This window comes from Bradyrhizobium sp. USDA 3256, from assembly GCF_054058275.1.
Map to the genome: position 1 here is coordinate 1,685,509 of NZ_JBSSAE010000002.1, position 22,448 is coordinate 1,707,956.

The following is a 22,448-nucleotide window of genomic DNA, read 5'->3' on the forward strand; positions in this document are numbered from 1 at the left end:
CTGGCGCCGGGGCGGATCACCGCTCCGGCGTCAGCCGTTTGGAAGGTAGAAGTTTCTATCGTCGTCCCGGCGAAAGCCGGGACCCATAACCACAGGCCTTCGTTTTGCGAAGAATGCGGCCCCAGCGCGCCAGGCCAAGATCCATCGGTGGTGATGGGTCCCGGCTTTCGCCGGGACGACGAGGAAAACTACCCGCCGAGCGCGCCTTGGGTGTTGACGTAGAGCGCATAGATCGACTGGCTCGCCGCCATGAACAGGCGGTTGCGCTTGACGCCACCGAAGCAGAGGTTGGCGCAGCGCTCCGGCAGCGCGATGCGGCCGATCATGACGCCGTCGGGCGCGAACACGACGACGCCGTCGAGTTCGGGATCACCCATCCCCCAGCCGCACCACAGATTGCCGTCGATGTCGCAGCGCATGCCGTCGGGCGTGCCCGGGCCGGCGTCGATGAAGACGCGCTTGTTGGAGATCGTCTTGCCGTCGGCTGCGACGTCATAGGCGAGGATCTTGCGGTTCGGTTCGCCGCGGGATTCCACGACGTAGAGGATCTTCTCGTCCGGCGAGAAGCACAGCCCGTTCGGCCCCAGCACGCCCTCGGCGACGATGGTGGCCTCGCGGGTTGCGGGATCGAGCCGGTAGACGTTGGGCTCGATCTCGGGATCGGCCTTGTAGCCTTCGTAGTTGCCGAGCAGGCCGAAGATCGGATCGGTGAACCAGATCGAGCCGTCGGATTTCACAACGACGTCGTTCGGCGAGTTCAGTCGCTTGCCGCCGAAGGAGTCGATCAGCACCGTAATCGATCCGTCATATTCGGTGCGCACCACGCGGCGGCCGCCATGCTCGCAGGTGATCAGTCGGCCCTGGCGATCGCGGGTGTTGCCGTTGGCGAAGTTCGACGGCTTGCGGAAGATGCTGACCGCGCCGGTCTCCTCCTCCCATTTGAGGATGCGCTGGTTCGGGATGTCGCTGCACAACAGATAGTGGCCGTCGCCGAACCACACCGGACCTTCGGCCCAGCGCAGACCGGTCGCGATGCGCTCGACGGCGGAGAGTTTCAGCCAGTATTTCTCGAAACGCGGATCGAGCGCGCGGATCGCGGGATCGGGATAGCAGGTCGCGGGACGCCAGCCGGCGGAATGAACATCGGACATTTGCTGTTCTCGTTGTTGTGTTTCGATGGTGTTTCCTTGAGCGCCTGGTTTGCTATCATTGTCGGCCTGCGACCGCAATTCGATCGCAGCAATCAGGAAAGAAGAGGGACGGCATGCCACGCATATTGATGACCGGCGCATCGGGGGGAATCGGAACGAGCCTGCGCAAGCTGCTGCCACCGATCTATCCGGATCTCCTGCTGAGCGATATCAAGCAGCCCTCCGATCTCGGCAGCAACGAAAAGTTCAAGGCGGCCGATCTCGCCGACCTTGCGCAGGTCGAGGCGATCTGCGAGGGCGTCGACGGCATTCTGCATTTCGGCGGCTATTCGGTCGAAGGACCCTGGGACGCGATCCTGCAGTCCAACATCATCGGCTGCTACAATCTGTTCGAGGCGGCGCGCAAAAAGGGCGTCAAGCGCGTGATCTTCGCCTCATCCAATCACGCGGTCGGGTTCTATCCGCGTCATTACCGCATCGGCACCGACGTCACCGCGAGGCCGGATAGTCGTTATGGTGTGAGCAAGGTGTTCGGTGAAGGCGTCGGCGCGCTCTATGCCGACAAGCACGGCATCAAGGTCACGTGCCTCCGGATCGGCAATTTCGGCGAGGCGCCGCTCGACCACCGCAGGCTCTCGATCTGGCTCAAGCCGGAAGACCTCGTCCAGCTCTGCCGCATCGGGCTCGAGCATCCCGACATCCATTTCGAGGTGCTGTACGGCGCGTCCTACAATGAGCGCTCGTGGTGGGACAATCACCGCGCCTACGACCTCGGCTATCGTCCGACCGGAAGGGCTGAAGATTTCCGCGAGCACGCGATGGCCGAGCAGGCCAAGCTGTCGCCGGATCCGGTCGGCGATTACTACCAGGGCGGTGCGTTCTGCAGCATGGAGTTCGACGGCGACAAGGAGAGGGTGATCGACTGGAAGAAGTGATCAATCCTCGCATTGCGGCAGTTGCTTCACGGCTTCGGTGTGCTGCTGCGCGTCCTTCGAACCTTGCCCGGATGTCTTGGGCGGGCTGCCGGGCCCGTCAAAGGTCTCGGCGAAGTGCGTGAGGGGAAAGGCGAGGCTGATGGTCTGCCCGGTGAGGTTCTTGGCTTCGACGGCGATGGTCTGCGCGTGCTTCAGCCGCTCGATCATTTCGCCATCGGCCTCGAGCGTGCCGCCGCAGCCGAGCGTGTAGCAATGCGGCCTGGCGATCTGGATCGGCTCGTCCTGATCGATGCGGAGGCTGATCGTGCCTTCCAGCATGGTCCGCGTTCCGACATTGGCGCTCACGATCGCGCGCTTGCTGCTCTGCGGCGAGACGCTGAGCGTGCCGCCCGATGGCGAGCACTGACCGCGCGCGGCGGCGCCGACGAAGCAACTCGCCTCCGTCAGGCATGTCTTAGTCCAGGGCTCGTAGGTGAGCTGCGTCGCGCGCGGATCGGCCGCCTCGCCGACGCCGCCAAGCGCAAGCTGCACGGCCAGCGATCCAAGGAATATAGCCACATAGCGCATCGCCGTCTCCTTCACGAGGAGGCCGCGTATCGCGCTATTGCGGCTTTTTGTCGTTGGAGATGCGGACGAGATAATCCGCCTTGCTGTACTGCATGTGATCGACGCAAAGCTGCGCCAGCGCCCAGCTGTCGCGGCCCTTCAAGAGCTCTATCATCAATTCGTGCTGGCGGCGCGACAATGCGAGGCCCTCGCTGTCGGCGAGGTTCTTGGCGCGCATCGGCAGCGTCAGGTTCATGTAGTCCTGCAGCGAGCGGACCAGATAGGGATTGCCGCAGGCGGAGAACAGCGCGAGGTGGAACGCATCGTTGGTCTCGTGAATGCCGCGCATGTCCTGCGCCTCGGCCTTGATGCAGTAATGCCGTTGCAGCTCGCTCAACTGGTCGATCAGGCTTTGCGGCGCGGGCAGGGCGATCATCAGCGCGGCCTGGCGCGTCAACATCTCGCGCACCTCATAGATCTGCCGCACTTCCTCGGCCGAATAGAACCGCACCGTGGCGCCGACATTCTTCTCGCGCAGCACGATGCCCTGGCGCTCGAGCTGGAACAGCGCCTGGCGGACGAAATGCCGGCTCGCGCCGTAGCGCTGCATCAGGGTATCCTCGACCAGCCGCAAACCGGGCGCGAAGCGGCCGAAGATGATGTCCTCCTCCAGCCGGCGGATCACTTCCGCCTGTTCCTCCTCGCGCGAGGGGGCCTGGAGTTCGGGCAATGTGGGCTCGGCTGTCATGCGCTCTCGGCTTCGGATCGGTGCCTGAGGTCAGCATGGCGCCACGGTTATTGTCAATAATGGGGGCGATTTTGCCGCAGACCAGCCGCAAGCCGCGACCAGATTATCTCATATTGACAATAATTCCTGCCGCTCCTTAAGTGCGGCCGAACAACCACGGGACGAGAAGAAAATGGCCGACGGACTTCGCAAGGGACTGACAAGCTATGGTGACGCCGGCTTCTCGCTGTTCCTGCGCAAGGCGTTCATCAAAGCGATGGGCTATTCGGACGATGCGCTCAATCGGCCGATCGTCGGCATCACCAACACCTACAGCGACTATAATCCCTGCCACGGCAACGTGCCTCAGATCATCGAGGCCGTGAAGCGCGGCGTGATGCTGTCGGGCGCGATGCCGTTCGTGTTCCCGACCATTTCGATCGCCGAGAGCTTTGCGCACCCGACCTCGATGTATCTGCGCAACCTGATGGCGATGGATACCGAGGAGATGATCCGCGCCCAGCCGATGGATGCGGTGGTCGTAATCGGCGGCTGCGACAAGACCTTGCCGGCGCAGATCATGGCCGCGATCAGCGCCGATCTGCCGACCGTGGTGATTCCGGTCGGGCCCATGGTGGTCGGCCATCACAAGGGCGAGGTGCTCGGCGCCTGCACGGACTGCCGCAGGCTGTGGGGCAAGTATCGCGCCGGCGAGATCGACGACAACGAGATCGAGGCCGTGAACGGCCGCCTCGCGCCTTCGGTCGGCACCTGCATGGTGATGGGCACTGCCTCCACCATGGCCTGCATCACCGAGGCGCTCGGCCTGTCGCTGCCGATGAGCGCGACGATCCCGGCGCCGCATGCCGAACGCTTCCGCTCCGCCGAGGCCAGCGGCCGCGTCGCCGCCGAGATGGCGAAGACCAAGGGACCGAAGCCGAGCGAGATCCTGACGCCATCCTCGTTCCGCAACGCCCAGGTCGTCATGCAGGCGATCGGCGGCTCGACCAACGGGCTGATCCATCTCACGGCGATCGCCAACCGCTCGCCGCACAGGATCGACCTCGAAGCGTTCGACAAGCTCGGCCGCGAGGTCCCGGTGCTGGTCGACCTCAAGCCGTCGGGCGAACACTACATGGAGCATTTCCATCATGCCGGCGGCGTGCCGAAGCTGATGGCGCAGCTCGGCGAGCTCATCGACCTCGATGCCAAAACCATCACCGGCCAGACCTTGCGTGAGGTCGTCGCCAATGCCGAGGATGTACCGGGGCAGGACGCGATCCGCTCCAAGGCGAACCCGATCAAGTCCGAAGGCGCGATGGCGATCCTGCACGGCAATCTCGCGCCGCGCGGTGCCGTGATCAAGCAGTCGGCGGCGAGCCCGAAACTACTGCAGCACACCGGCCGCGCCGTGGTGTTCGAATCGGTCGAGGACATGACGCTGCGGGTCGACGATCCCGCGCTCAATGTGACCGCCGACGACGTGCTGGTGCTGCGCAATGCCGGCCCGAAGGGCGCGCCCGGCATGCCCGAGGCGGGCTACCTGCCGATCCCGAAGAAGCTCGCGCGCGCCGGCGTGAAGGACATGGTCCGCATCTCCGATGCCCGGATGAGCGGCACCGCGTTCGGCACCATCGTGCTGCACATCACGCCGGAATCCGCCGTCGGCGGTCCGCTCGGGCTGGTGCGGAACGGCGACATGATCAGGCTCGATGTCGCCAAGCGCAGCATTGATCTGTTGGTTGACGAGGCCGAATTGCAGAAGCGCCGCGCCGCGCTCGCGCCGGCCGGTACGCCCGATTGGGCCAAGCGCGGCTACGCGCATCTCTTCAACGACACCATCCTGCAGGCCGATGAGGGCTGCGACTTTGACTTCATGCGCGCCAAGGGGAAGTAGTTCGGTCTCGATTGGCATCGCAGTCGAATTGTCGATAATTTCCGACTGCGAAGCGCCCGCTGGGGCCTCGACGACCTGATTACCTCTGTTTTATTGACAATCCTGCGCGACTGATGGGATGATCCCCTCAATTAAAAACAGGGGGAACGTCGCGATGGGCTATTCAGCCAGGATCGTCGGGATTGCGATGGCGGCGGCAGCGTTGCTGCTGCCGCCGCGCGCTGGCGCGCAGGAAGTCAAGCACTACCGCTTCGCGCACGATCAGCAGCTCAACACCGGATACAGCGTGGCCTACGACATGTTCTCCGCCAAGCTCAAGGAGTTGAGCAAGGGGACCATGATCGTCGATCAATATCCGGGCGCCCAACTCGGACAGGAGCCGCAGCTGCTGCAGCTCGTGAAATCCGGAGACATCGAATTCGCGATCATCTCATCGGCGAACACCGCGACTATCTCGCCGCAGGCCGGTGTGATGTCGCTGCATTTCCTGTTCCGCGACGCCAACCATGTGGTGAAGGCCCTTGCGGATCAGAAGGTGATTGACGCGATCAAGGCGATGATTGACGACACGTCGCAAGGCCTTCATGTCATCGCGACGGGCAGCCAAGGCGTAAGGAGCATCTACGCCAGGAAGGAAATCCATAAAGTCAACGATCTCAAGGGGGTGAAAATTCGTGTTCAGGCGACGGCCACGGAGGATACGATTTTCCCGGCTTACGCCGCGCAAACCGTCCATATGCCGTTCGGCAGCGTGTACACGTCGCTGCAGACCGGCGTCGTCGAGGCGGCGGAAAACAGCGTGAACGTTTACCTCGTCAACAAGCACTACGAAGTCGCGCCGGTGCTCTCGATGACCGAGCATGAGGCCAACAATGCGCTGTTGTTCATCAGCGACAAGCTGTGGCAGAGCCTTTCAGCGGAGCAGAAGAACTGGGTGACGACGGCGGCCGCCGAGGTGAGCACGAAGGAGCCTGCCAAGGCGTTCGAACTGGAAAAGGCCGCAGCGGCAAAGCTGAAGTCATTCGGCGTCAAGGTGGTCGAGGATGTGGACAAGAAGAGTTTTACCGCGATCGCCGATCCCTATCTCGACAAGCTCGCCAAGGATCTCGGCCCGCATGCGGAGAAGATCAAGAATTTGATCCGCGCGATCAACTAGAGCCCGAGGTTGACGCGGAGCGCGAGCCATGGCCATCGCCGACACACTGGTGCTGCAACGGCAGCGGTATCTGAAATGGCGGGCGCTCGACCGGCTCGAGCTGATCCTGATGATGCTGTGCGGCCTGCTGTGCTTCGGCTTCTCGCTCTCGGTGACCGCCGATATCGTCACCCGCACCATCGGTCATCCCTGGCTGTGGCTGCAGGAGGTGACCTCGACGCTGTTCATCTACGCGATCTTCATCGGGGCCGCGGTCGCGACACGACGCAACGACCATCTCTATCTCACCGCGATCTCCGAAGCGATGCATGGCAGGTCGCGGCTGTTCGTCGAGATCGTCATCCGTCTGGTGGTGCTGGGCGTCGCTTTCTGCCTGGTCTGGTATGGCTATCAAAATTACCTCCGAGGCTTCGGTAGCTTCCGCCTGCCGTCGGGTACGCCGATCGCCTCGCTCTATGCGGTGATCCCGCTGTCCGGCATCCTGATCGGCCTGTTCACGATCGAGCAGCTCATCAACGGGATCCGCAATGGCTTCGACCATCCGGAGCCACCGGATGACGACCTTCCGATTCCTGCGATCGATACCCGCGCGACGACGGGAGTGCAGCCGTGAGCGCACCGGTCGTGCTTGCGCTGATGTCGTTCTGCTTCCTGTTCTTCGGTTATCTCGGCGTGCCCGTGCCGTTCTCGCTGATGGCCGGCGTGTTCGTCGGCGCAGTGCTATCAGACGTCTCGCTGGCGGCGATCATCCAGAAGATCTTCGACGGCGTCGATTCCGAGGCGCTGCTTGCGATCCCGTTCTTCCTCTTGGTCGGCGAGCTCATGAGCTCGGCGAATGTCGTGGTCCGCATCGCCAATCTGTCGGTTTCGCTGGTGGGGCACATCAGGGGCGGGCTGTCGCAGGTCGTCGTCGTCTTCAGCATGTTCTTCTCGGAGATGTCGGGCTCGACCACCGCCGACGTTGCGGTCATGAGCCGGGCGCTCGGCGGGCCGATGCGGCGGGAAGGCTATGAGCCGGCCTTCATCGCCGCGATCATCGCCTCGGCGTCGACGATCGCAGCGCTGGTGCCTCCGAGCATCACGGCGGTGGTCTATGGCGCGGTCGGCAATGTCTCGATCGCCGGGCTGTTCATGGCCGGCGTGGTCCCCGGGCTGATGATCGGCTTCGGACTGATGATCTACTGCTACTTCTTCGGTCCCTCGGGCCTGCGCAAGCCGCGCGCGCCGCTGCGCCAGGTGGCGTTCGCCGCCGGTGACGCGGCGCTGCCGATGATGATCCCGGTGATTTTGCTGGGCGGCATCCTGACCGGCTGGTTCACGCCGACCGAGGCCGGGGTCGTCGCGGTCGCCTACATCATCGTCGTGGTGATCCCGGCGCTGAACCGTGGGCACCTGAAGAAGATCCCGTATGATTTCTGTCTGGCCGGCCTGATCTTCTCGCTGCCGCTGATCACGATCGGCGCGGCGAACGCGTTCGGCTGGATGCTGGCCTATCTGCGCGGCGCGATCTACATCGCGGACTGGATCACCTCGATCGCCGGCAACGACCCGCACCTCATCATGCTCTTGATGGTGCTGCTGTTCACCGTGGTCGGCGACTTCATCGAGCCGGTGCCGACCATCATCATCTTCATGCCGCTGGTCAACGCGCTGACCCAGGCCGGCGACATCAACGGCGTGCATATGGGCGTGGTGTTGATCGCTACGCTGGCATTCGGCCTGATCACGCCGCCCTACGGGCTCGTGCTGCTGATGGCCTCGAAATTCGTCGGCATCAGTTTCGCAAAAGCGTTGCGGGCGGCGCTGCCGATCTATGTCGTGTTCCTGGTCACGATCTGCTTCACGATCTATTTTCCGAAGGTCGTGCTGTGGCTGCCCAAGCAGGTGATCCCGGAATCGGTCGGCTGCTTCAAGGCACCCGGCGGCACGGGGTACATCTGCCCGAACTAGCCAAACCTCTACTTCGACTTGCTGGTGAACTTCTTCACGGCGACGCGGAAATCGTCGGTATGCATGGTCGTGATGATCTTATGTTCCTCGGCGTCGAGCTGCTGCTTGGTTGGTGTGGTGGCCGCCTGATACACCAGTGACTTGGTGGCCGCGATCGCGGCGGGCGGATTCTTTGCCAGGCGCTCGGCGAGCTGCCGCGTCGCAGCCTTCAGCTCGGCCGCGGGGACGGTCTTGACGACGAGACCCCATTCATAGGCCTGCTGCGCGGTGAACCCATCCTCGGCGAGGAAAATCTGCAGCGCGCGTCGGGTGCCGACCGTGCCGACGATGCCGACCGTGCTGCCGCCATCGGGCGACACGCCGATCTTGGCATAGGCGGGCGTGAAGCGGGCGTCGTCCGCGGCGATGCACAGGTCGGTCACGAAGGCGAGGCCCATGCCGGCGCCGGCCGCCGAAGCATGCACGCTTGAGAGAACGATCTTCGGCATCCGCCGGACCGTCTCGATGAACGCGTGATAGTGGTGCAGCATCTCGCCGACCACGGGGGCGATGTTGTTGGCTTCGGCGGCGGCACCGATGGTCTGCAGATCGCCGCCGGCGCAGAAGGCGCGGCCTTCGCCCTCGATGACGAGCACGCGAACGTCCTTGTTGGCTTCGACCTCGGCGCTGAGCTGCTCGAGCTTCTTGGCGATCGTCATGTCGATCGCGTTGAACGCGGCCGGCCGGTTCAGCGTAATGGTCGCGATGGCGCCGTCGATGCGGAGCAAAGCGGGGTCAGTGGCGGAGGGGGCGGGTGCTGGCATATTGAAGACCTTGGGCTTGTTGGTTCCGGACATTTAAGGCCTTGGCGGGAGCCGTGGCAATCCGGTCCGGCGCCGCGGGTGCGCCAGAATCGCCTGGGACCCCCTTGCGTCCGCGCGAGCCATGAGGCCAAATGGCATGTGCCTTCGGTACGCAGACACGAGCGCTGTGGGGACGGGGCAAGCAAGCTAACATCGACAAGAGGAAACGGCATGGGTCACTCCTGCTCGCGCGTATTTGGGTTGTTCCGATGACAGGCTCGGTCATCATCGTCGGCGCCGGACATGCCGGCTTCCAGCTCGCGGCGTCGCTGCGCCAGGCCGGCTTTGCCGAGCGCATCGCTTTGATCAATGACGAAGGCCATTTGCCGTATCAGCGGCCGCCGCTGTCGAAGGGCTATCTGAAGGGGACCGGCGGGCCCGAGACCCTGATGTTCCGGCCCGACAAGTTCTACCAGGACAACAAGATCGACCTGATCACCGATCGCGCCCAAGCGATCGACCGCAATGCGCGGAAAGTGGCGCTCGCCTCCGGCACGTCGCTCGACTATGGCCATCTGGTGTTCGCGACCGGTGCGCGGAACCGGCTGCTGGATATCCCCAACGCCAAGCTCGACGCCGTCCGCTACCTGCGCATCCTGGATGAGAGCCAGGTGCTGCGCGATTTGATCGCGCCCGGCATGCGCGTCGTCGTGATCGGCGCCGGCTTCATCGGGCTCGAATTTGCCGCCACCGCCCGGGCCAAAGGCCTCGAGGTCGACGTGGTCGAGCTCGCCTCCCGCGTGATGGCGCGGGCGGTGACCGCGGAGATTTCCGAGTTCTCGCAATCCCGCCACAGCGCGGCCGGCATCCGGATTCATCTCGGGGTGCAGGTCACGGCGATCGAGGCCGATGGCGGCAAGGTTACCGGCGTCAGCCTGAGCAACGGCACGCACATCCCGGCCGATCTCGTCGTGGTCGGCGTCGGCGTGCTGCCGAATGTCGAGCTTGCCGCGGAGGCCGGGCTGCCGGTGGCATCCGGCATCATCGTCGACGAGTATCTGTTGACCGCCGATCCGAATGTTTCCGCGATCGGCGATTGCGCGCTCTACACCAGCAAGCGCTTCGGCGGGTCGCTGCGGCTGGAGTCGGTGCAGAATGCGACCGACCATGCGCGCTGCGTGGCGTCGCGGCTGACCGGCAAGACCGAGGTCTATGACGGCCTGCCGTGGTTCTGGAGCGACCAGGGCCCCGACAAGCTGCAGATGGCCGGCCTCACCACCGGCTACGACCGCGTCGTGGTGCGCGGCGATCGCGCGCAGGGCGCGTTCTCGGCGTTCTGCTATCGCGGCGACAAACTGCTCGGCATCGAGTCGGTCAATCGCGCCGGCGATCACATGTTCGGCCGCCGGCTGCTCGGTGCCGGCGGCTCGATCACGCCGGAGCAGGCGGCGGATGCGAGCTTCGATTTGAAGAGTGCGCTGACGTAGTCGAATCGTTGTCCCGGCGAAGACCAGGACCCATACTCCGCGGCGATCATTGGCGGAGACGAACGCAGTTACTGCGCGGGTGCCCCAAACTGTAGCCGGTGGTTATGGGTCCCGGCCTTCGCCGGGACGACGCGTGGAAAGAACGGCGCTAACCTCCTGCGCCGTCGGCATCGACGGCGCGGCCCCCATCCGTTGCACGCAAATCGAGGCGGCGGCGTTGGCGTTAGCCAGTGCGTCGCCGAGCGGCTTGCCAATGGCGAGCTGTGAGGCGAGGGCGCCGACGAAGCAATCGCCAGCGCCTGTGGTGTCGACGGCCTTGACCTCGCGTCCCGGCACGAGCAGCGGTTGGTCCTCGACCAGCGCCAGCACGCCGCGCTTTCCGAGCGTGACGCAAACGATTTTGCCTTGCCCTAAGGTCCTGGCCGCCTCGGAGAAGCGCTCCGGCGTGTCGCCGTCTCGCAGCTCCGTGCCAGTCAGGTAGCCGAGTTCGGTTTCGTTCAGAACGAGGATGTCGACGAGATCGAGCAGAGCCTTGTCGGCCTTTTTCGCCGGTGCCGGATTGAGGATCGTGGTGGCGCCGGCAGCGCGGGCGCGCCGGAAGAAGGCCGCGATCGCCGGCAGCGGGATCTCGAACTGGCTGACCGCGACGTCACCCCTCGCGAGGATGGGGGCCGCGACATCATCGGCATCGACCAGCCCATTGGCGCCTGGCACAACGACGATCGTGTTGTCGGCGTTCGCAAGCGTGATGATCGCCGTGCCCGAATGCGTGCCGTCCGTGTCCTTGACGAAGGCGAGATCGACACCTTGTGCGACGAGGAACGTTCTCAGCTCCTTGCCAAACGCGTCGGTGCCGAGCCGGCCGATCAGCGTGGTCGGTATGCCGAGCTTGGCCGAAGCCACCGCCTGGTTGGCGCCCTTGCCTCCGGGAAAATAGAGCACGGCCTCGCCGGCGACGGTTTCGCCGATCCGCGGATGGCGCTCGGCGGTCGCCACCACGTCCATATTGATGCTGCCGGCGACGAAGACGCGCCCCATGGCCTAGCCCCATTCACCTCTATCAGGCCTCGGCGCGAAACTCCTGCTTGACCGCCGCGATATCCGCCAGCGTCGGCAGGCCTGCCTCGTTGCCGAGCTTCTGGATCTTGAAGGTCGAGGCTGCGCGCGCGAACTTGAAATGCTCATGCCAGCCTTTGCTCGGGTTTGAAAGGTAGGAGTAGATGTAGGCGCCGTGGAAGACGTCGCCGGCGCCGTTGGTGTCGATCACGCGCGCGCGCGGGATCGGGAAAGCCGGCAGCGTGCGCACTGTGCCGGCCTCGTCATACCAGAGCAGGCCGCGCTCGCCCATGGTGACGCCGCCGACCTTGCAGCCGCGGCCCTTGAGATAGTCGAGCATCTGCTCCGGCGTCTTGTCCATCTGCTCGCACAGGCGTTCGGCGACGATCGCAATGTCGATGAATGCGAGCAGCTCGTGGGTGTTGGTGCGCAGGCCGCCGCCGTCGAGCGAGGTCAGGATGCCATCCTCGCGGCACAGCTTCGCATAATGGATCGCGGCGTCCGGCTGGTGGCCGTCGATGTGCAGCGCACGGCAGCCCTTGATGTTCAGCAGCGGAAAGGGGTGGATGTGCTGGTCGTCGCGGCAGCGGACGATGGCGCGCTTGCCGTCGTTCGGCATGATGAAGGACAGCGAGGAGGAGTTGACCTTGCGGGGGTGGAACGAGATGCCGTACCTGTCGGCCATGTCCCAGAACATCCGTCCCAGCCAGTCATTGGCCATGGTGGCGATCAGGTCCGGCGGGACGCCGAGCTTGGCGCAGCAGAATGCTGCGGTCACGGCGTTGCCGCCGAACGACACCGCATAGGCGTCGGCGACGTGCTTTTCGTCGCCGACGGGCATGTGATCCGTGATGAAGGTGACGTCGATATAGGTCTGTCCGATGAAGAGAGCCTGCATTCGCTTTCCGTCGTGGCTTGGTGTGGTCCCGGCCGGCGGTTCCAGACTAGCATTGCTGATCGGCCGATATCGCTGAAAATATTCGCAACCCTGCCTGGTTTACAGGTAGAGATGATGGCTGTGCCGGGCCCTTCTGGCATGCGGCATAACGGCTGGCGGCAGTCCGTGGTTCCGGGCTGGGTTAAGGGAGAAACACAATGACGGCAGATTCGGGGAGGTTGCGGCCATGATTATCGGTCTCGATCACGTCGTCGTCCTGACCAGCGACATCGCTGCTGCCAGCGCGGCCTACGAGACGCTGTTCGCGCGGTCGCCTTCCTGGCGCTACAGCGGCGGCGGCGCGGACCGCACGCTGTTCACGCTCGACAACACCACGCTGGAATTGGTGGCGCCGCAGGGCGACGACGATGCAGCCCAGCGCGTCCGCAGCGCGCTCGCCACCCAGGGCGAGGGGCTTGCGAGCCTGTGCTTCCGCACCAGCGATATCGCGAAGACACACCGCAGGCTCGACCGCTTGACGCTAAAGCCCGAACCCGTCGCGGAGGTCGAGAGCCGCGACGACATCAGTGGCGCCACGCTGTCGTGGAAGCGTACGCGGGCCGCGACCGATGCGACGCGCGGCGTGCGCATGTTCTTCCTGGAACGCGAGCAGGAGCGGCCGCTGTCGGTCCGCACCACGACCGCATCGATCACCGCGATGGATCACGTGGTGGTTTCGACCGCCGATCCGGAACGCGCCGCAGCGCTCTATGGTGCTCGGCTCGGGCTCGACATGGCGCTCGACCGGTCGCATCCGGAGTGGGGCCGGCTGATGTTCTTCCGCTGCGGCGACCTCGTCGTCGAGGTCACGCACCGGCCGGGCAAATCGGAGACGGACGCGCCGGACCGGCTGCGCGGCATCTGCTGGCGCGTCGCCGACATCGACGCCACGCGTGCGCGGCTGATCGCCGCTGGTGTCGACGTCTCCGAGGTTCGTACCGGCCGCAAGCCCGGCACGCGCGTGATGACGGTGCGCAACGGCACCTGCGGCGTGCCGACGCTTCTGGTGCAGCCTTCGCAAGGAAAGCCAGACTAGGCTGCGCTTTATCCGCGCGTCGTCCCGGCGGCGGGTGTCGTAGGCAACTGCAGGCTTTGAATTTCTCGTCATTCCGGGGCTCGCGAAGCGAGAACCCGGAATCCATTCACCCACGGAACACGTTGTCCGGTTGATTTCGGGTTCGTGCTGCGCACGCCTTCAGGTGCGCAATTGCGCACCGGGGAATGACGAGGAGGGTGGTTGCGAGAAATATTCCCGCATGGCCGTCACGACAACATTCGTTCTCAAACGTCGTTCGTCATGCTACATTCATCAATTCAGCATCACGGGCGATCGATTTGGCCAAGGCAAAGCGAATTCAGAGATGGCAGCGCGACCCCCAGGGGATGCGGCTGCGGATTCTCGAGGCGGCCAAGCAGGAATTCGCCGCCCATGGCCTCGCCGGGGCGCGGGTCGATCGCATCGCGGCCAATGCCGGCGCCAACAAGCGCATGCTGTACTACCACGTCGGCAACAAGGAGGATCTTTATCTCGAGGTGCTGGAAGGCGCCTATGAGAAGATCCGCGCCGAGGAGCGCACCCTTGATCTCGAGCATCTCGATCCGCCCGAGGCGATCGGGCGTCTGATCGACTTCACGTGGAACTATTTTCTGCGTAACCCCGAGTTCCTGGCACTGCTGAACACCGAAAACCTCGCTAAGGCGAAACACCTGAAGCGTTCGACCAAGGTCAAGTCGATGCACTCGCCCTTTGTCGAGATGATCCGCACCGTGGTGACGCGCGGGGTCGAGAGTGGCGATTTCCGCGTCGCGGTCGATCCGGTGCAGCTTTACATCTCGATCGCCGGGCTGGCGTTCTTCTATCTCTCCAACAGCGCTACGCTGAGCGTGATCTTCGGTCGCGACCTCTTGAAGAAGGACGCCCGCGACGAGCGCCTCGAGCACATGACCGCGCTGGTGCTGGCGGCGCTGACCGGCAAATCCACGGCGGCGTTCGGCGGCGCGATGCCGGTGCTGCGCGCGGCCGAGCACCGCGTGGTGTGAGGCGCACGTTCGCGCTCATCACTGATGCCCGTAGCCCGGATGGAGCGAAGCGCAATCCGGGCTACGAAGTCTCATCCGACAAAAATTCTCGCCTGACGAAAGTCGCGTATTTCGGCGCGATTTTGCCGCGCGCTTGGGGCTGGACAGTATTTATCCAACGGGTTAATTTCTGAACGAACAGAGAGACTGCAAAGGGAGCGTGACGTGGCGGAGGCAAAGAGCCCTTCGGGCCTGTCGAAGGTGCTGAATGCGGCGTGGGTACGTCCGTTCCTGTTTTTGGTTGTCATCGTGGCGGCCTGGGACCTCGCGATCCGCCTGTTCCATATTCCCGCCTACCAAATTCCCTCGCCCGGCGACGTCGTCGCGGTGCTGTGGAGCGACTGGCCGGAGCTGTTGCGGCAGTCCTGGCCGACAACCTATGCAACGATTTGCGGCTTCCTGCTCTCGGCGCTGTTCGGCATTCCCATTGCGATGCTGATCGCGGGTTCGAAGACGGTCGAGAGCTACGTCTATCCGCTGCTGGTGTTCTCCCAGTCCGTGCCGAAGATCGCGATCGCGCCGCTGTTCGTGGTGTGGTTCGGCTTCGGCATCATCCCCAAGGTAATCTCCGCGTTCCTGCTCGGCTTCTTCCCCGTGGTGGTCTCGGCGGTGCAGGGCTTCAAGTCGGTCGACCCTGATATGGTCGATCTGGCGCGCGCGATGCAGGGCAGCCGCTTCCAGGTGTTCCGCGCGGTCAACCTGCCGCACGCGATGCCCGCGATCTTTTCCGGCCTGAAAGTCTCGGTCACGCTCGCTGTGGTCGGCGCCGTCGTCGGCGAGTTCGTCGGCTCCAACTCCGGCATCGGCTATGTGATGCAGCGCTCGATCGGCACCTTCGACCTGCCGACGATGTTCGCCGCGCTGGTGATCCTCGCGCTGCTCGGCGTCATCCTGTTCTGGATCGTCGACCGCATCGAGCGGCTGGTGATCCCCTGGCACGTCAGCCAGCGCGACGACATCATCTTCGCTTCCTAGCGCAGCAAACGGACAAGCGGTCCAAGCAAGGACCGCGGACAATAAAGGGAGAACAACCATGAAGCGTTTGATTGCGGTCGCAGGCGCCGCGCTGGCCTGGACCGCGCTTGCGGTGGCCCCTGCATCCGCGGCCGACAAGGTCGTGCTGATGCTGAACTGGTACGTCTATGGCGAGCATGCGCCGTTCTATTACGGCAAGGCCAAGGGCATCTATGCCGCCGAAGGTATCGACCTCGAGATCCAGGAAGGCCGCGGCTCGGCCGCGACCACGCAGGCGGTGGCCGCCAAGACCGCCGATTTCGGCTATGTCGACGTGCCGACGATGATGCGTGCCGCGGTGAAGGGCGCGCCCGTGATCGCCACCGGCGTGCTGCTGCAGACCAGCCCGATGTCGGCGATGAGCCTTGCCGAGAAGAACATCAGGAAGCCGGAGGACATCAAGGGCAAGACGGTCGCGATCACGCCGGCAGATTCGATGACGCAGATCTGGCCGCTGTTCCTGAAGAAGACCGGCCTGAAGGAAAGCGATTTCAACACCGTCGCCGGCGACGGCCAGACCAAGCTCAACGCCGTGATCAACGGCCAGGCTGACCTGCTGCTCGGCTACGTCATGGACCAGTCGATGAAGATCAAGGACGCCACCGGCAAGGACGTCTATCCGATCAAGTTCGCCGACTACGGCATCAACATGGTGTCGTCGGGCATCATCGCGAACTCCGACTATGTGAAGGCCAATGCGGACCTGGTCCGCCGCTTCATGTCGGCGACGACAAAGGCGGTGGAAGCCGCGGAGAAGGACCCGAAGGCGGCTGCGCAGTCGATCCTCGACGCCAACCCGAAGGGCGGCAAGATCGACACGTTGACGCAAGGCTTCGAACTGACGATCCCGCTCTATCGCACGCCGGAGACCAGGACCAAGCGGCCGTTCCAGGTCACCGACCAGAACATGACCGAGTCGGTCAATTTGATGGTCGAGTATGGCGGCCTCGACGCCAAGGCCAAGGCCAATCCGAAGGCGTTCTACACCAACGACTATCTGCCAAAGGGCAATTCGTGAGCCACAAATATCCTCTGTCGTCCCTGCCGAGTGCGCTGTTGCGCACGGAGCAGGGACCCATAACCACCGGCGTTGATTGGTGCGGAAGGTCTGTGCCCGCGTGCCCGAATGAGCGGACACGGCGTATGGGTCCCTGCTTTCGCAGGGACGACGGGTGGACAGGGCTGTGATGAATCCTGCAACCAAACCAGCCGATGTTCAGCCCGCAGCGCATCTGCGCCTGGTGTCGGACCGCGCGGGCGGTGCCGAGCACGGGATCAAGCTCTCCGGCGTCTCGAAGACCTACCGGTCGCGCGACGGTGATGTGCCGTCGCTGCGGCCGCTCGATTTCACCATCAATGACGGCGAGTTCTTCGTCGTGGTCGGGCCCTCCGGCTGCGGCAAGTCCACGCTGCTCAAGATGATCTCGGGCCTGCTGCCGCCGACGACGGGCGAAGTGCTGATCGCCGGCGAGCCGGTGACCAGGCCGCACGGCAATGTCGGTATCGTGTTCCAGAATGCGCTGCTGCTGCCGTGGCGCGACATCCTCTCCAACGTGATGCTGCCGATCGACATGAAGCAGCTGCCGCGGGACAAATATCTTGCCCGCGCCAGGGACCTGCTGAAGCTGGTCGGCCTCGAGGGTTTCGAGAAGAAACTGCCCTGGCAGCTCTCCGGCGGCATGCAGCAGCGCGCCTCGATCTGCCGCGCGCTGGTGCACGATCCGAAGATCATGCTGATGGACGAGCCGTTCGGCGCGCTCGACGCCATGACGCGCGAGCGGATGAATGTCGAATTGATGCGGATCCAGCGCGAGACCGGCAAGACGGTCCTGTTGATCACGCACTCGATCCCGGAAGCCGTGTTCCTCGCCGACCGCGTGCTGGTGATGACCGAGCGGCCCGGGGCGATCGCCGCGATCTACGATGTGCCGATGCCGCGGCCGCGCTCGCTCGAGACGATGTCCGATCCTGTCTTCAACGAACTGGTGCAACGGATCCGGAAGCATTTCTTCACACAGGGGTCGTTGGACTAACACCCGAGCCTTCAATGCCGCTTCGCCTCAAGGTCAACGATATCGCGTTCTTCGAACGGCCGCTGGTGTTCGCCCGGCCGTTCCGTTTCGGCGCGGTGACGATCACCGCGTCGACGCAGATGTTCGTGCAGGTCGAGATCGAGGTGGAAGGCAAGGGCCGCGCCACCGGCGCCGGCGCCGAGATGCTGGCGCCGAAATGGTTCGACAAGCGGCCGCGTCTGACCGAAGCGCAGTCGCTCGACGGACTTCGCCGTTCGCTTGCGATCGCGCGCGAGCTCTATCTGGCGAAGGGCTTTGACACAGCATTCGGCCTCCATGCCGAACGTATCGGCCCGCAGGTTGCGGCCTGCGCTGCCGAAGACATTCCGCCGCTTGCCGCCGGCTTTGGCCCGGCCGAGATCGACAAGGCGATCCTGGATGCGCTGCTGCGCGCGGCCGGCGCGAACTTCTTCGACGGCATGGCCGGCAATATTGCCGGCATCGACGCGCGGCTGACGGCGGATCTCGACGATGCGGCCATCGCGCGGTTCCTGTCGACGCGCAAGCGGCTTGACCGTGTCGCCGTCAGGCACACGGTCGGAATGGACGACAAGGTTGAAGGCGAGGGCGGCGTCGCCGACCGCAACGAGAACGCCGGTGCGCGCTATTTCAAGCTCAAGCTGAACGGCGATCCCGCGCATGACGCGGCGCGGCTGTCGCGGATCGGCAGCGAGCTTGCAAAGCTGCCTTACGCAACCAGGATCACGCTCGACGCCAACGAGCAATATGCCGACCTTGCCGCGCTGAACGCGCTGGTCGACCGGCTCGACCATGACGCGGCGCTGCAGCCGATCAGGGCAAACCTGCTCTATATCGAGCAGCCGATGCCGCGCGATATCACAAGAGCCTCGCCGCTCGGGAAACTGGCGGCGCACGGCTTCATCATCGACGAAGCCGACGATTCCTATGATGCATTCCCGCAGGCGCGCGCGCTCGGCTATCGAGGCATCTCCTCGAAATCGTGCAAGGGCGTCTACAAATCGATCATCAACGCCACCCGTGCGGCGGTGTGGAGCGCGGATGGCGGCCGGTATTTCGTCAGCGGCGAGGACCTGACCTGCCAGGCCGGGCTCGGCGTGCAGCAGGACCTCGCGCTCGGGGCGTTGATCGGCGTCGCCCATGCCGAGCGCAACGGGCATCATTATGTCGATGGCTTTGCCGACACCCCGGCTGACGAGGCCGACGCCTTCCTCGCCGCGCATCCCGATCTCTACACGCGCGAGGGCGGTAAGGTCCGCCTCGCGATCCATGACGGCGATCTGCTGACCGGATCGATCGCCGCCGCGCCGGGCTTTGCCAGTTCGATCCATCCGAACTGGTCCACCATGCAGCCGCTCAAGCGGCCAACATCACGCGTTTCGCAGGAGCAAGCAGTATGACGACCAAACGCCTCGGCCTGATCATGAACGGCGTCACCGGCCGGATGGGGCTCAACCAGCATCTGGTCCGCTCGATCGTCGCGATCCGCGAGCAGGGCGGTGTGCAGCTCGCGAACGGCGACCGCGTCATGCCCGATCCGATCCTGGTCGGCCGCGACGCCGAGAAGGTCGGCGCGTTGGCAAAACGCTACAGCATCGAACGCCACACCACCGATCTCGATCGCGCGCTCGCGGACAAGGGCGACACCGTGTTCTTCGACGCCGCCACCACGCAGGCGCGGCCTTCGCTGCTGACCAAGGCGATCAATGCCGGCAAGCATGTCTATTGCGAGAAGCCGATCGCGACCAATCTCGAGGAGGCCGTTGCGGTCGTGAAGCTCGCCAATGCCAAGGGCCTCAAGCACGGCACCGTACAGGACAAGCTGTTCCTGCCGGGCTTGAAGAAGCTCGCTTTCCTGCGCGACTCCGGCTTCTTCGGTCGCATGCTCTCGGTGCGCGGCGAGTTCGGCTACTGGGTGTTCGAGGGTGGCTGGCAGGAAGCGCAGCGGCCGTCGTGGAACTACCGCGCCGAGGACGGCGGCGGCATCATCCTCGACATGGTCTGCCACTGGCGCTACGTGCTCGACAATCTGTTCGGCGAAGTCGAGAGTGTGACCTGCCTCGGCACGACTGACATCCCCGAACGCTATGACGAGAAGGGCAAGAAATACCAGGCGACCGCCGATGATTCCGCATACGCGACCTTCCGCCTGAAGGGTGGCGTCATCGCGCACATCAACATGAGCTGGGTGACGCGCGTCTACCGCGACGATCTCGTCACCTTCCAGGTCGACGGCACCCATGGCTCGGCGGTGGCGGGTCTGACCGACTGCGTGATCCAGGCGCGTCAGGCAACACCGCGCCCAGTGTGGAATCCGGACGAGAAGCGGATGCATGATTTCTATGCCGACTGGCAGAAGCTGCCCGAAAACGTCGTCTACGATAACGGCTTCAAGGAACAGTGGGAGATGTTCATCCGCCATGTCTGCGAGGATGCGCCCTACAAATACACCCTGCTCGAAGGCGCCAAGGGCGTGCAGCTCGCCGAATGCGCGCTGAAGAGCTGGAAGGAGCGGCGCTGGATCGACGTCGCCCCGATATCAGTCTGAGAAAGGACCTTGCCATGAACAAGCCAGTCCTGCCCAAGCCTGCCATGACAAAGTCATCGCTGTCGCTGAAGCTGCCGACCGCCGGCGGCGCCCTCGAGACCTATCGCCTGGCGGCGTCGCGGACCTTTCCGGCGAAGCTCGAGGGTACGCTGAACCGCGTGGCATTCTCGGCCGCGCATGTGGTGGCCGATCCGCGCGCCGACGTCGATCCCTGGCTGGCCGCGGCGATCGACTGGGACAGGACGATCGCCTTTCGTGAGCACATCTGGGACCTCGGCCTCGGCGTCGCCGAAGCCATGGACACCGCGCAGCGCGGCATGGGGCTGGACTGGCCGACCTCGCTCGAACTGATCCAGCGCTCGGTAAAGGCGGCCAAGGCCAGGGGCAGCGCGCTGGTGTTCTCCGGCGCCGGCACCGATCACCTCGCGGTCGAGGACGCCAGGTCGATCGACGATGTGATCCGTGCCTATGAGGAGCAGATCGCTGCGGTGGAGCAGGCCGGCGGCCGCATCATCCTGATGGCCTCGCGCGCATTGGCAAAGCTCGGCAAGAGCGCGGAGGATTACGCCGGGGTCTACGACCGCGTGCTGTCGCAGGTTCGTGAACCCGTGATCATCCACTGGCTCGGCGACATGTTCGATCCGGCTCTATCAGGCTACTGGGGCACGGCCGATCTCGACAAGGCGATGGATACGGCGGTTGCCATCATCAACGCCAATGCGGCCAAGGTCGATGGCGTCAAGGTCTCGCTGCTCGACAAGCAGCGTGAGATCGACATGCGGCGCCGGCTCGATGCCCGCGTGAAGATGTACACCGGCGACGACTTCAACTATGCCGAACTGATCGCCGGCGACGACCAGGGATTTTCCCACGCGCTGCTCGGCATTTTCGATGCGATCGCACCGGCGGCTTCCTACGCGCTGTCGCGGCTCGCCGCCGGCGACGAGGCCGGCTTCCACGATGTGCTGGGACCAACGGTGCCGCTGTCGCGCCACATCTTCAAGGCGCCGACGCGCTTCTACAAGACCGGCATCGTGTTCATGGCCTATCTCAACGGGCACCAGGATCACTTCACCATGGTCGGCGGGCAGGAGAGCGCGCGCTCGACCTTGCATCTTGCCGAGCTGTTTCGGCTCGCCGACAAGGCCGGTCTGCTCGCCAATCCGGAGCTAGCTACGCGCCGGATGACGACGATCCTGACCACGCGCGGCATCGACGCCTGATGCGCGACTTTTCCAATGATCACCGCTGGCTGTCGCTGAACACAGCGACCGTCCGCAAGCGGGGCGATCTCCTCGCCATCGTCGAGGCCTGCGCGCGCCATGGCATCCGTGCCATCGATCCCTGGCGCGACCAGGTCGCAGCCGTCGGCCTCGATCGCGCCGTCCGTGCGGTCAAGGATGCCGGGCTCGATCTGTCGGGCTATTGCCGCGGCGGCATGTTCACGGCAGATGGCGCGCATCGCAGCGAAGCGCGCGACGACAATCGCCGTGCTGTCGACGAGGCGGCAGCACTCGGCGCCTCCTGCATCGTGCTGGTGGTCGGCGGCCTGCCGCAATATTCACGGCCGGGCAGCGCGGCATCCAAGGATATCGCGTTGGCACGATCGCAGGTGCATGACGGCATCGCGGAGATGCTGGATTATGCGAAGCAGGCCAAGCTGCCGCTCGCGATCGAGCCGCTGCATCCGGCCTATGCCGCCGACCGCGCCTGCGTGAACACCACGAAGCACGCGCTCGATATCTGCGATGCGCTCGATCCCGACAGAACCGGCGCGATCGGCGTCGCGCTCGACGTCTATCACATCTGGTGGGATCCGGAGCTGATGAGCCAGATCGCGCGCGCCGGCCAGGATCGTCTGCTCGCGTTCCATGTCTGCGACTGGCTGGTGCCGACCAAGGACATCCTCAACGACCGCGGCATGATGGGCGACGGCGTTATCGACATCAGATCGGTGCGCGCCGCCGTCGAGGCGCAGGGCTTTGACGGCTATTCGGAGATCGAGATCTTCTCGAATGACTGGTGGGGCCGTCCGCTGGACGAAGTGCTGCGAACCTGCATCGAGCGGCACCGGACGGTGGTCTAGGACGCCGGAAGGTGGGCACAGCGCTGCATGCGCGCCTCGTGCCTCA

Annotated in this window: 21 protein-coding genes; 15 read left to right on the forward strand and 6 right to left on the reverse strand. The window is 64.4% G+C overall.

Translation table 11 applies throughout. The features are described from left to right. Window positions 1–188: 188 nt before the first annotated feature. Window positions 189–1,151 (reverse strand): SMP-30/gluconolactonase/LRE family protein, encoded by a 963-nt coding sequence (locus ACVWY5_RS09590; RefSeq protein WP_028331868.1) that lies wholly within the window; start codon window positions 1,149–1,151, stop codon window positions 189–191. Window positions 1,152–1,264: 113 nt separating this feature from the next. Here ACVWY5_RS09590 and ACVWY5_RS09595 point away from each other — a divergent pair, with 113 nt between their 5' ends. Beyond that, window positions 1,265–2,086, forward strand: a complete 822-nt coding sequence (locus ACVWY5_RS09595) for an NAD-dependent epimerase/dehydratase family protein (protein WP_028331867.1) — start codon at window positions 1,265–1,267, stop codon at window positions 2,084–2,086. Here ACVWY5_RS09595 and ACVWY5_RS09600 read toward each other — a convergent pair whose 3' ends face one another. Together ACVWY5_RS09600 and ACVWY5_RS09605 are read right to left on the reverse strand one after the other, a co-directional pair. Next, window positions 2,087–2,653, reverse strand: coding sequence for an invasion associated locus B family protein (locus ACVWY5_RS09600; protein ID WP_157348271.1), 567 nt, complete (start codon window positions 2,651–2,653; stop codon window positions 2,087–2,089). A gap of 34 nt (window positions 2,654–2,687) precedes the next feature. Beyond that, the gene (locus tag ACVWY5_RS09605; protein ID WP_028331865.1) at window positions 2,688–3,380 is read right to left on the reverse strand and encodes a GntR family transcriptional regulator; all 693 of its coding nucleotides are present in this window, start codon (window positions 3,378–3,380) and stop codon (window positions 2,688–2,690) included. A gap of 172 nt (window positions 3,381–3,552) precedes the next feature. On the opposite strand from ACVWY5_RS09605, the gene ACVWY5_RS09610 reads away from it, so the two are divergent. The 4 genes from ACVWY5_RS09610 to ACVWY5_RS09625 all read left to right on the forward strand — a co-directional run bounded on the left by ACVWY5_RS09610 (window position 3,553) and on the right by ACVWY5_RS09625 (window position 8,362). Continuing rightward, the gene (locus ACVWY5_RS09610; protein WP_028331864.1) at window positions 3,553–5,256 is read left to right on the forward strand and encodes an IlvD/Edd family dehydratase; all 1,704 of its coding nucleotides are present in this window, start codon (window positions 3,553–3,555) and stop codon (window positions 5,254–5,256) included. Window positions 5,257–5,410: 154 nt separating this feature from the next. Beyond that, window positions 5,411–6,412 (forward strand): TRAP transporter substrate-binding protein, encoded by a 1,002-nt coding sequence (locus ACVWY5_RS09615; RefSeq protein ID WP_028331863.1) that lies wholly within the window; start codon window positions 5,411–5,413, stop codon window positions 6,410–6,412. 28 nt (window positions 6,413–6,440) lie between these two features. Next, complete coding sequence (locus ACVWY5_RS09620) at window positions 6,441–7,025, forward strand: TRAP transporter small permease (RefSeq protein ID WP_028331862.1); 585 nt, start codon at window positions 6,441–6,443, stop codon at window positions 7,023–7,025. Continuing rightward, complete coding sequence (locus ACVWY5_RS09625; RefSeq protein WP_028331861.1) at window positions 7,022–8,362, forward strand: TRAP transporter large permease; 1,341 nt, start codon at window positions 7,022–7,024, stop codon at window positions 8,360–8,362. The genes ACVWY5_RS09620 and ACVWY5_RS09625 overlap by 4 nt, the downstream gene beginning before the upstream one ends. Before the next feature lie 8 nt (window positions 8,363–8,370). On the opposite strand, the gene ACVWY5_RS09630 is transcribed toward ACVWY5_RS09625, so the two are convergent. Further along, window positions 8,371–9,165, reverse strand: coding sequence for an enoyl-CoA hydratase/isomerase family protein (locus ACVWY5_RS09630; RefSeq protein ID WP_028331860.1), 795 nt, complete (start codon window positions 9,163–9,165; stop codon window positions 8,371–8,373). 248 nt (window positions 9,166–9,413) lie between these two features. Between ACVWY5_RS09630 and ACVWY5_RS09635 the strand changes: the two genes are divergently transcribed. After that, on the forward strand, window positions 9,414–10,631 hold the full coding sequence (locus ACVWY5_RS09635) for an FAD-dependent oxidoreductase (RefSeq protein ID WP_028331859.1): 1,218 nt from the start codon (window positions 9,414–9,416) through the stop codon (window positions 10,629–10,631). Between the two features lie 102 nt (window positions 10,632–10,733). Here the strand turns inward: ACVWY5_RS09635 and rbsK are convergent, their stop codons facing one another. Further along, a complete protein-coding gene (gene rbsK, locus ACVWY5_RS09640) occupies window positions 10,734–11,669 on the reverse strand; it encodes a ribokinase (RefSeq protein WP_028331858.1) in 936 nt (311 codons plus the stop codon). Between the two features lie 22 nt (window positions 11,670–11,691). Continuing rightward, a complete protein-coding gene (locus ACVWY5_RS09645) occupies window positions 11,692–12,585 on the reverse strand; it encodes a sugar kinase (protein ID WP_028331857.1) in 894 nt (297 codons plus the stop codon). 226 nt (window positions 12,586–12,811) lie between these two features. Here ACVWY5_RS09645 and ACVWY5_RS09650 point away from each other — a divergent pair, with 226 nt between their 5' ends. The 9 genes from ACVWY5_RS09650 to ACVWY5_RS09690 all read left to right on the forward strand — a co-directional run bounded on the left by ACVWY5_RS09650 (window position 12,812) and on the right by ACVWY5_RS09690 (window position 22,402). Continuing rightward, a complete protein-coding gene (locus tag ACVWY5_RS09650; RefSeq protein WP_028331856.1) occupies window positions 12,812–13,660 on the forward strand; it encodes a VOC family protein in 849 nt (282 codons plus the stop codon). 347 nt (window positions 13,661–14,007) lie between these two features. Next, complete coding sequence (locus ACVWY5_RS09655; RefSeq protein ID WP_038377107.1) at window positions 14,008–14,664, forward strand: TetR/AcrR family transcriptional regulator; 657 nt, start codon at window positions 14,008–14,010, stop codon at window positions 14,662–14,664. A gap of 204 nt (window positions 14,665–14,868) precedes the next feature. Further along, entirely contained in the window at window positions 14,869–15,678 is an 810-nt protein-coding gene (locus ACVWY5_RS09660) for an ABC transporter permease (protein ID WP_028331854.1), read from the forward strand. A gap of 58 nt (window positions 15,679–15,736) precedes the next feature. Next, complete coding sequence (locus tag ACVWY5_RS09665) at window positions 15,737–16,735, forward strand: ABC transporter substrate-binding protein (protein ID WP_028331853.1); 999 nt, start codon at window positions 15,737–15,739, stop codon at window positions 16,733–16,735. Between the two features lie 169 nt (window positions 16,736–16,904). Continuing rightward, window positions 16,905–17,750, forward strand: coding sequence for an ABC transporter ATP-binding protein (locus ACVWY5_RS09670; RefSeq protein WP_028331852.1), 846 nt, complete (start codon window positions 16,905–16,907; stop codon window positions 17,748–17,750). 14 nt (window positions 17,751–17,764) lie between these two features. Beyond that, window positions 17,765–19,168, forward strand: coding sequence for a hypothetical protein (locus ACVWY5_RS09675; RefSeq protein ID WP_028331851.1), 1,404 nt, complete (start codon window positions 17,765–17,767; stop codon window positions 19,166–19,168). Next, complete coding sequence (locus ACVWY5_RS09680) at window positions 19,165–20,316, forward strand: Gfo/Idh/MocA family protein (RefSeq protein WP_028331850.1); 1,152 nt, start codon at window positions 19,165–19,167, stop codon at window positions 20,314–20,316. The genes ACVWY5_RS09675 and ACVWY5_RS09680 overlap by 4 nt, the downstream gene beginning before the upstream one ends. A 14-nt stretch (window positions 20,317–20,330) precedes the next feature. Continuing rightward, entirely contained in the window at window positions 20,331–21,539 is a 1,209-nt protein-coding gene (locus tag ACVWY5_RS09685) for a dihydrodipicolinate synthase family protein (protein ID WP_028331849.1), read from the forward strand. Continuing rightward, window positions 21,539–22,402, forward strand: coding sequence for a sugar phosphate isomerase/epimerase family protein (locus ACVWY5_RS09690; RefSeq protein WP_028331848.1), 864 nt, complete (start codon window positions 21,539–21,541; stop codon window positions 22,400–22,402). The genes ACVWY5_RS09685 and ACVWY5_RS09690 overlap by 1 nt, the downstream gene beginning before the upstream one ends. Window positions 22,403–22,448 lie beyond the last annotated feature (46 nt).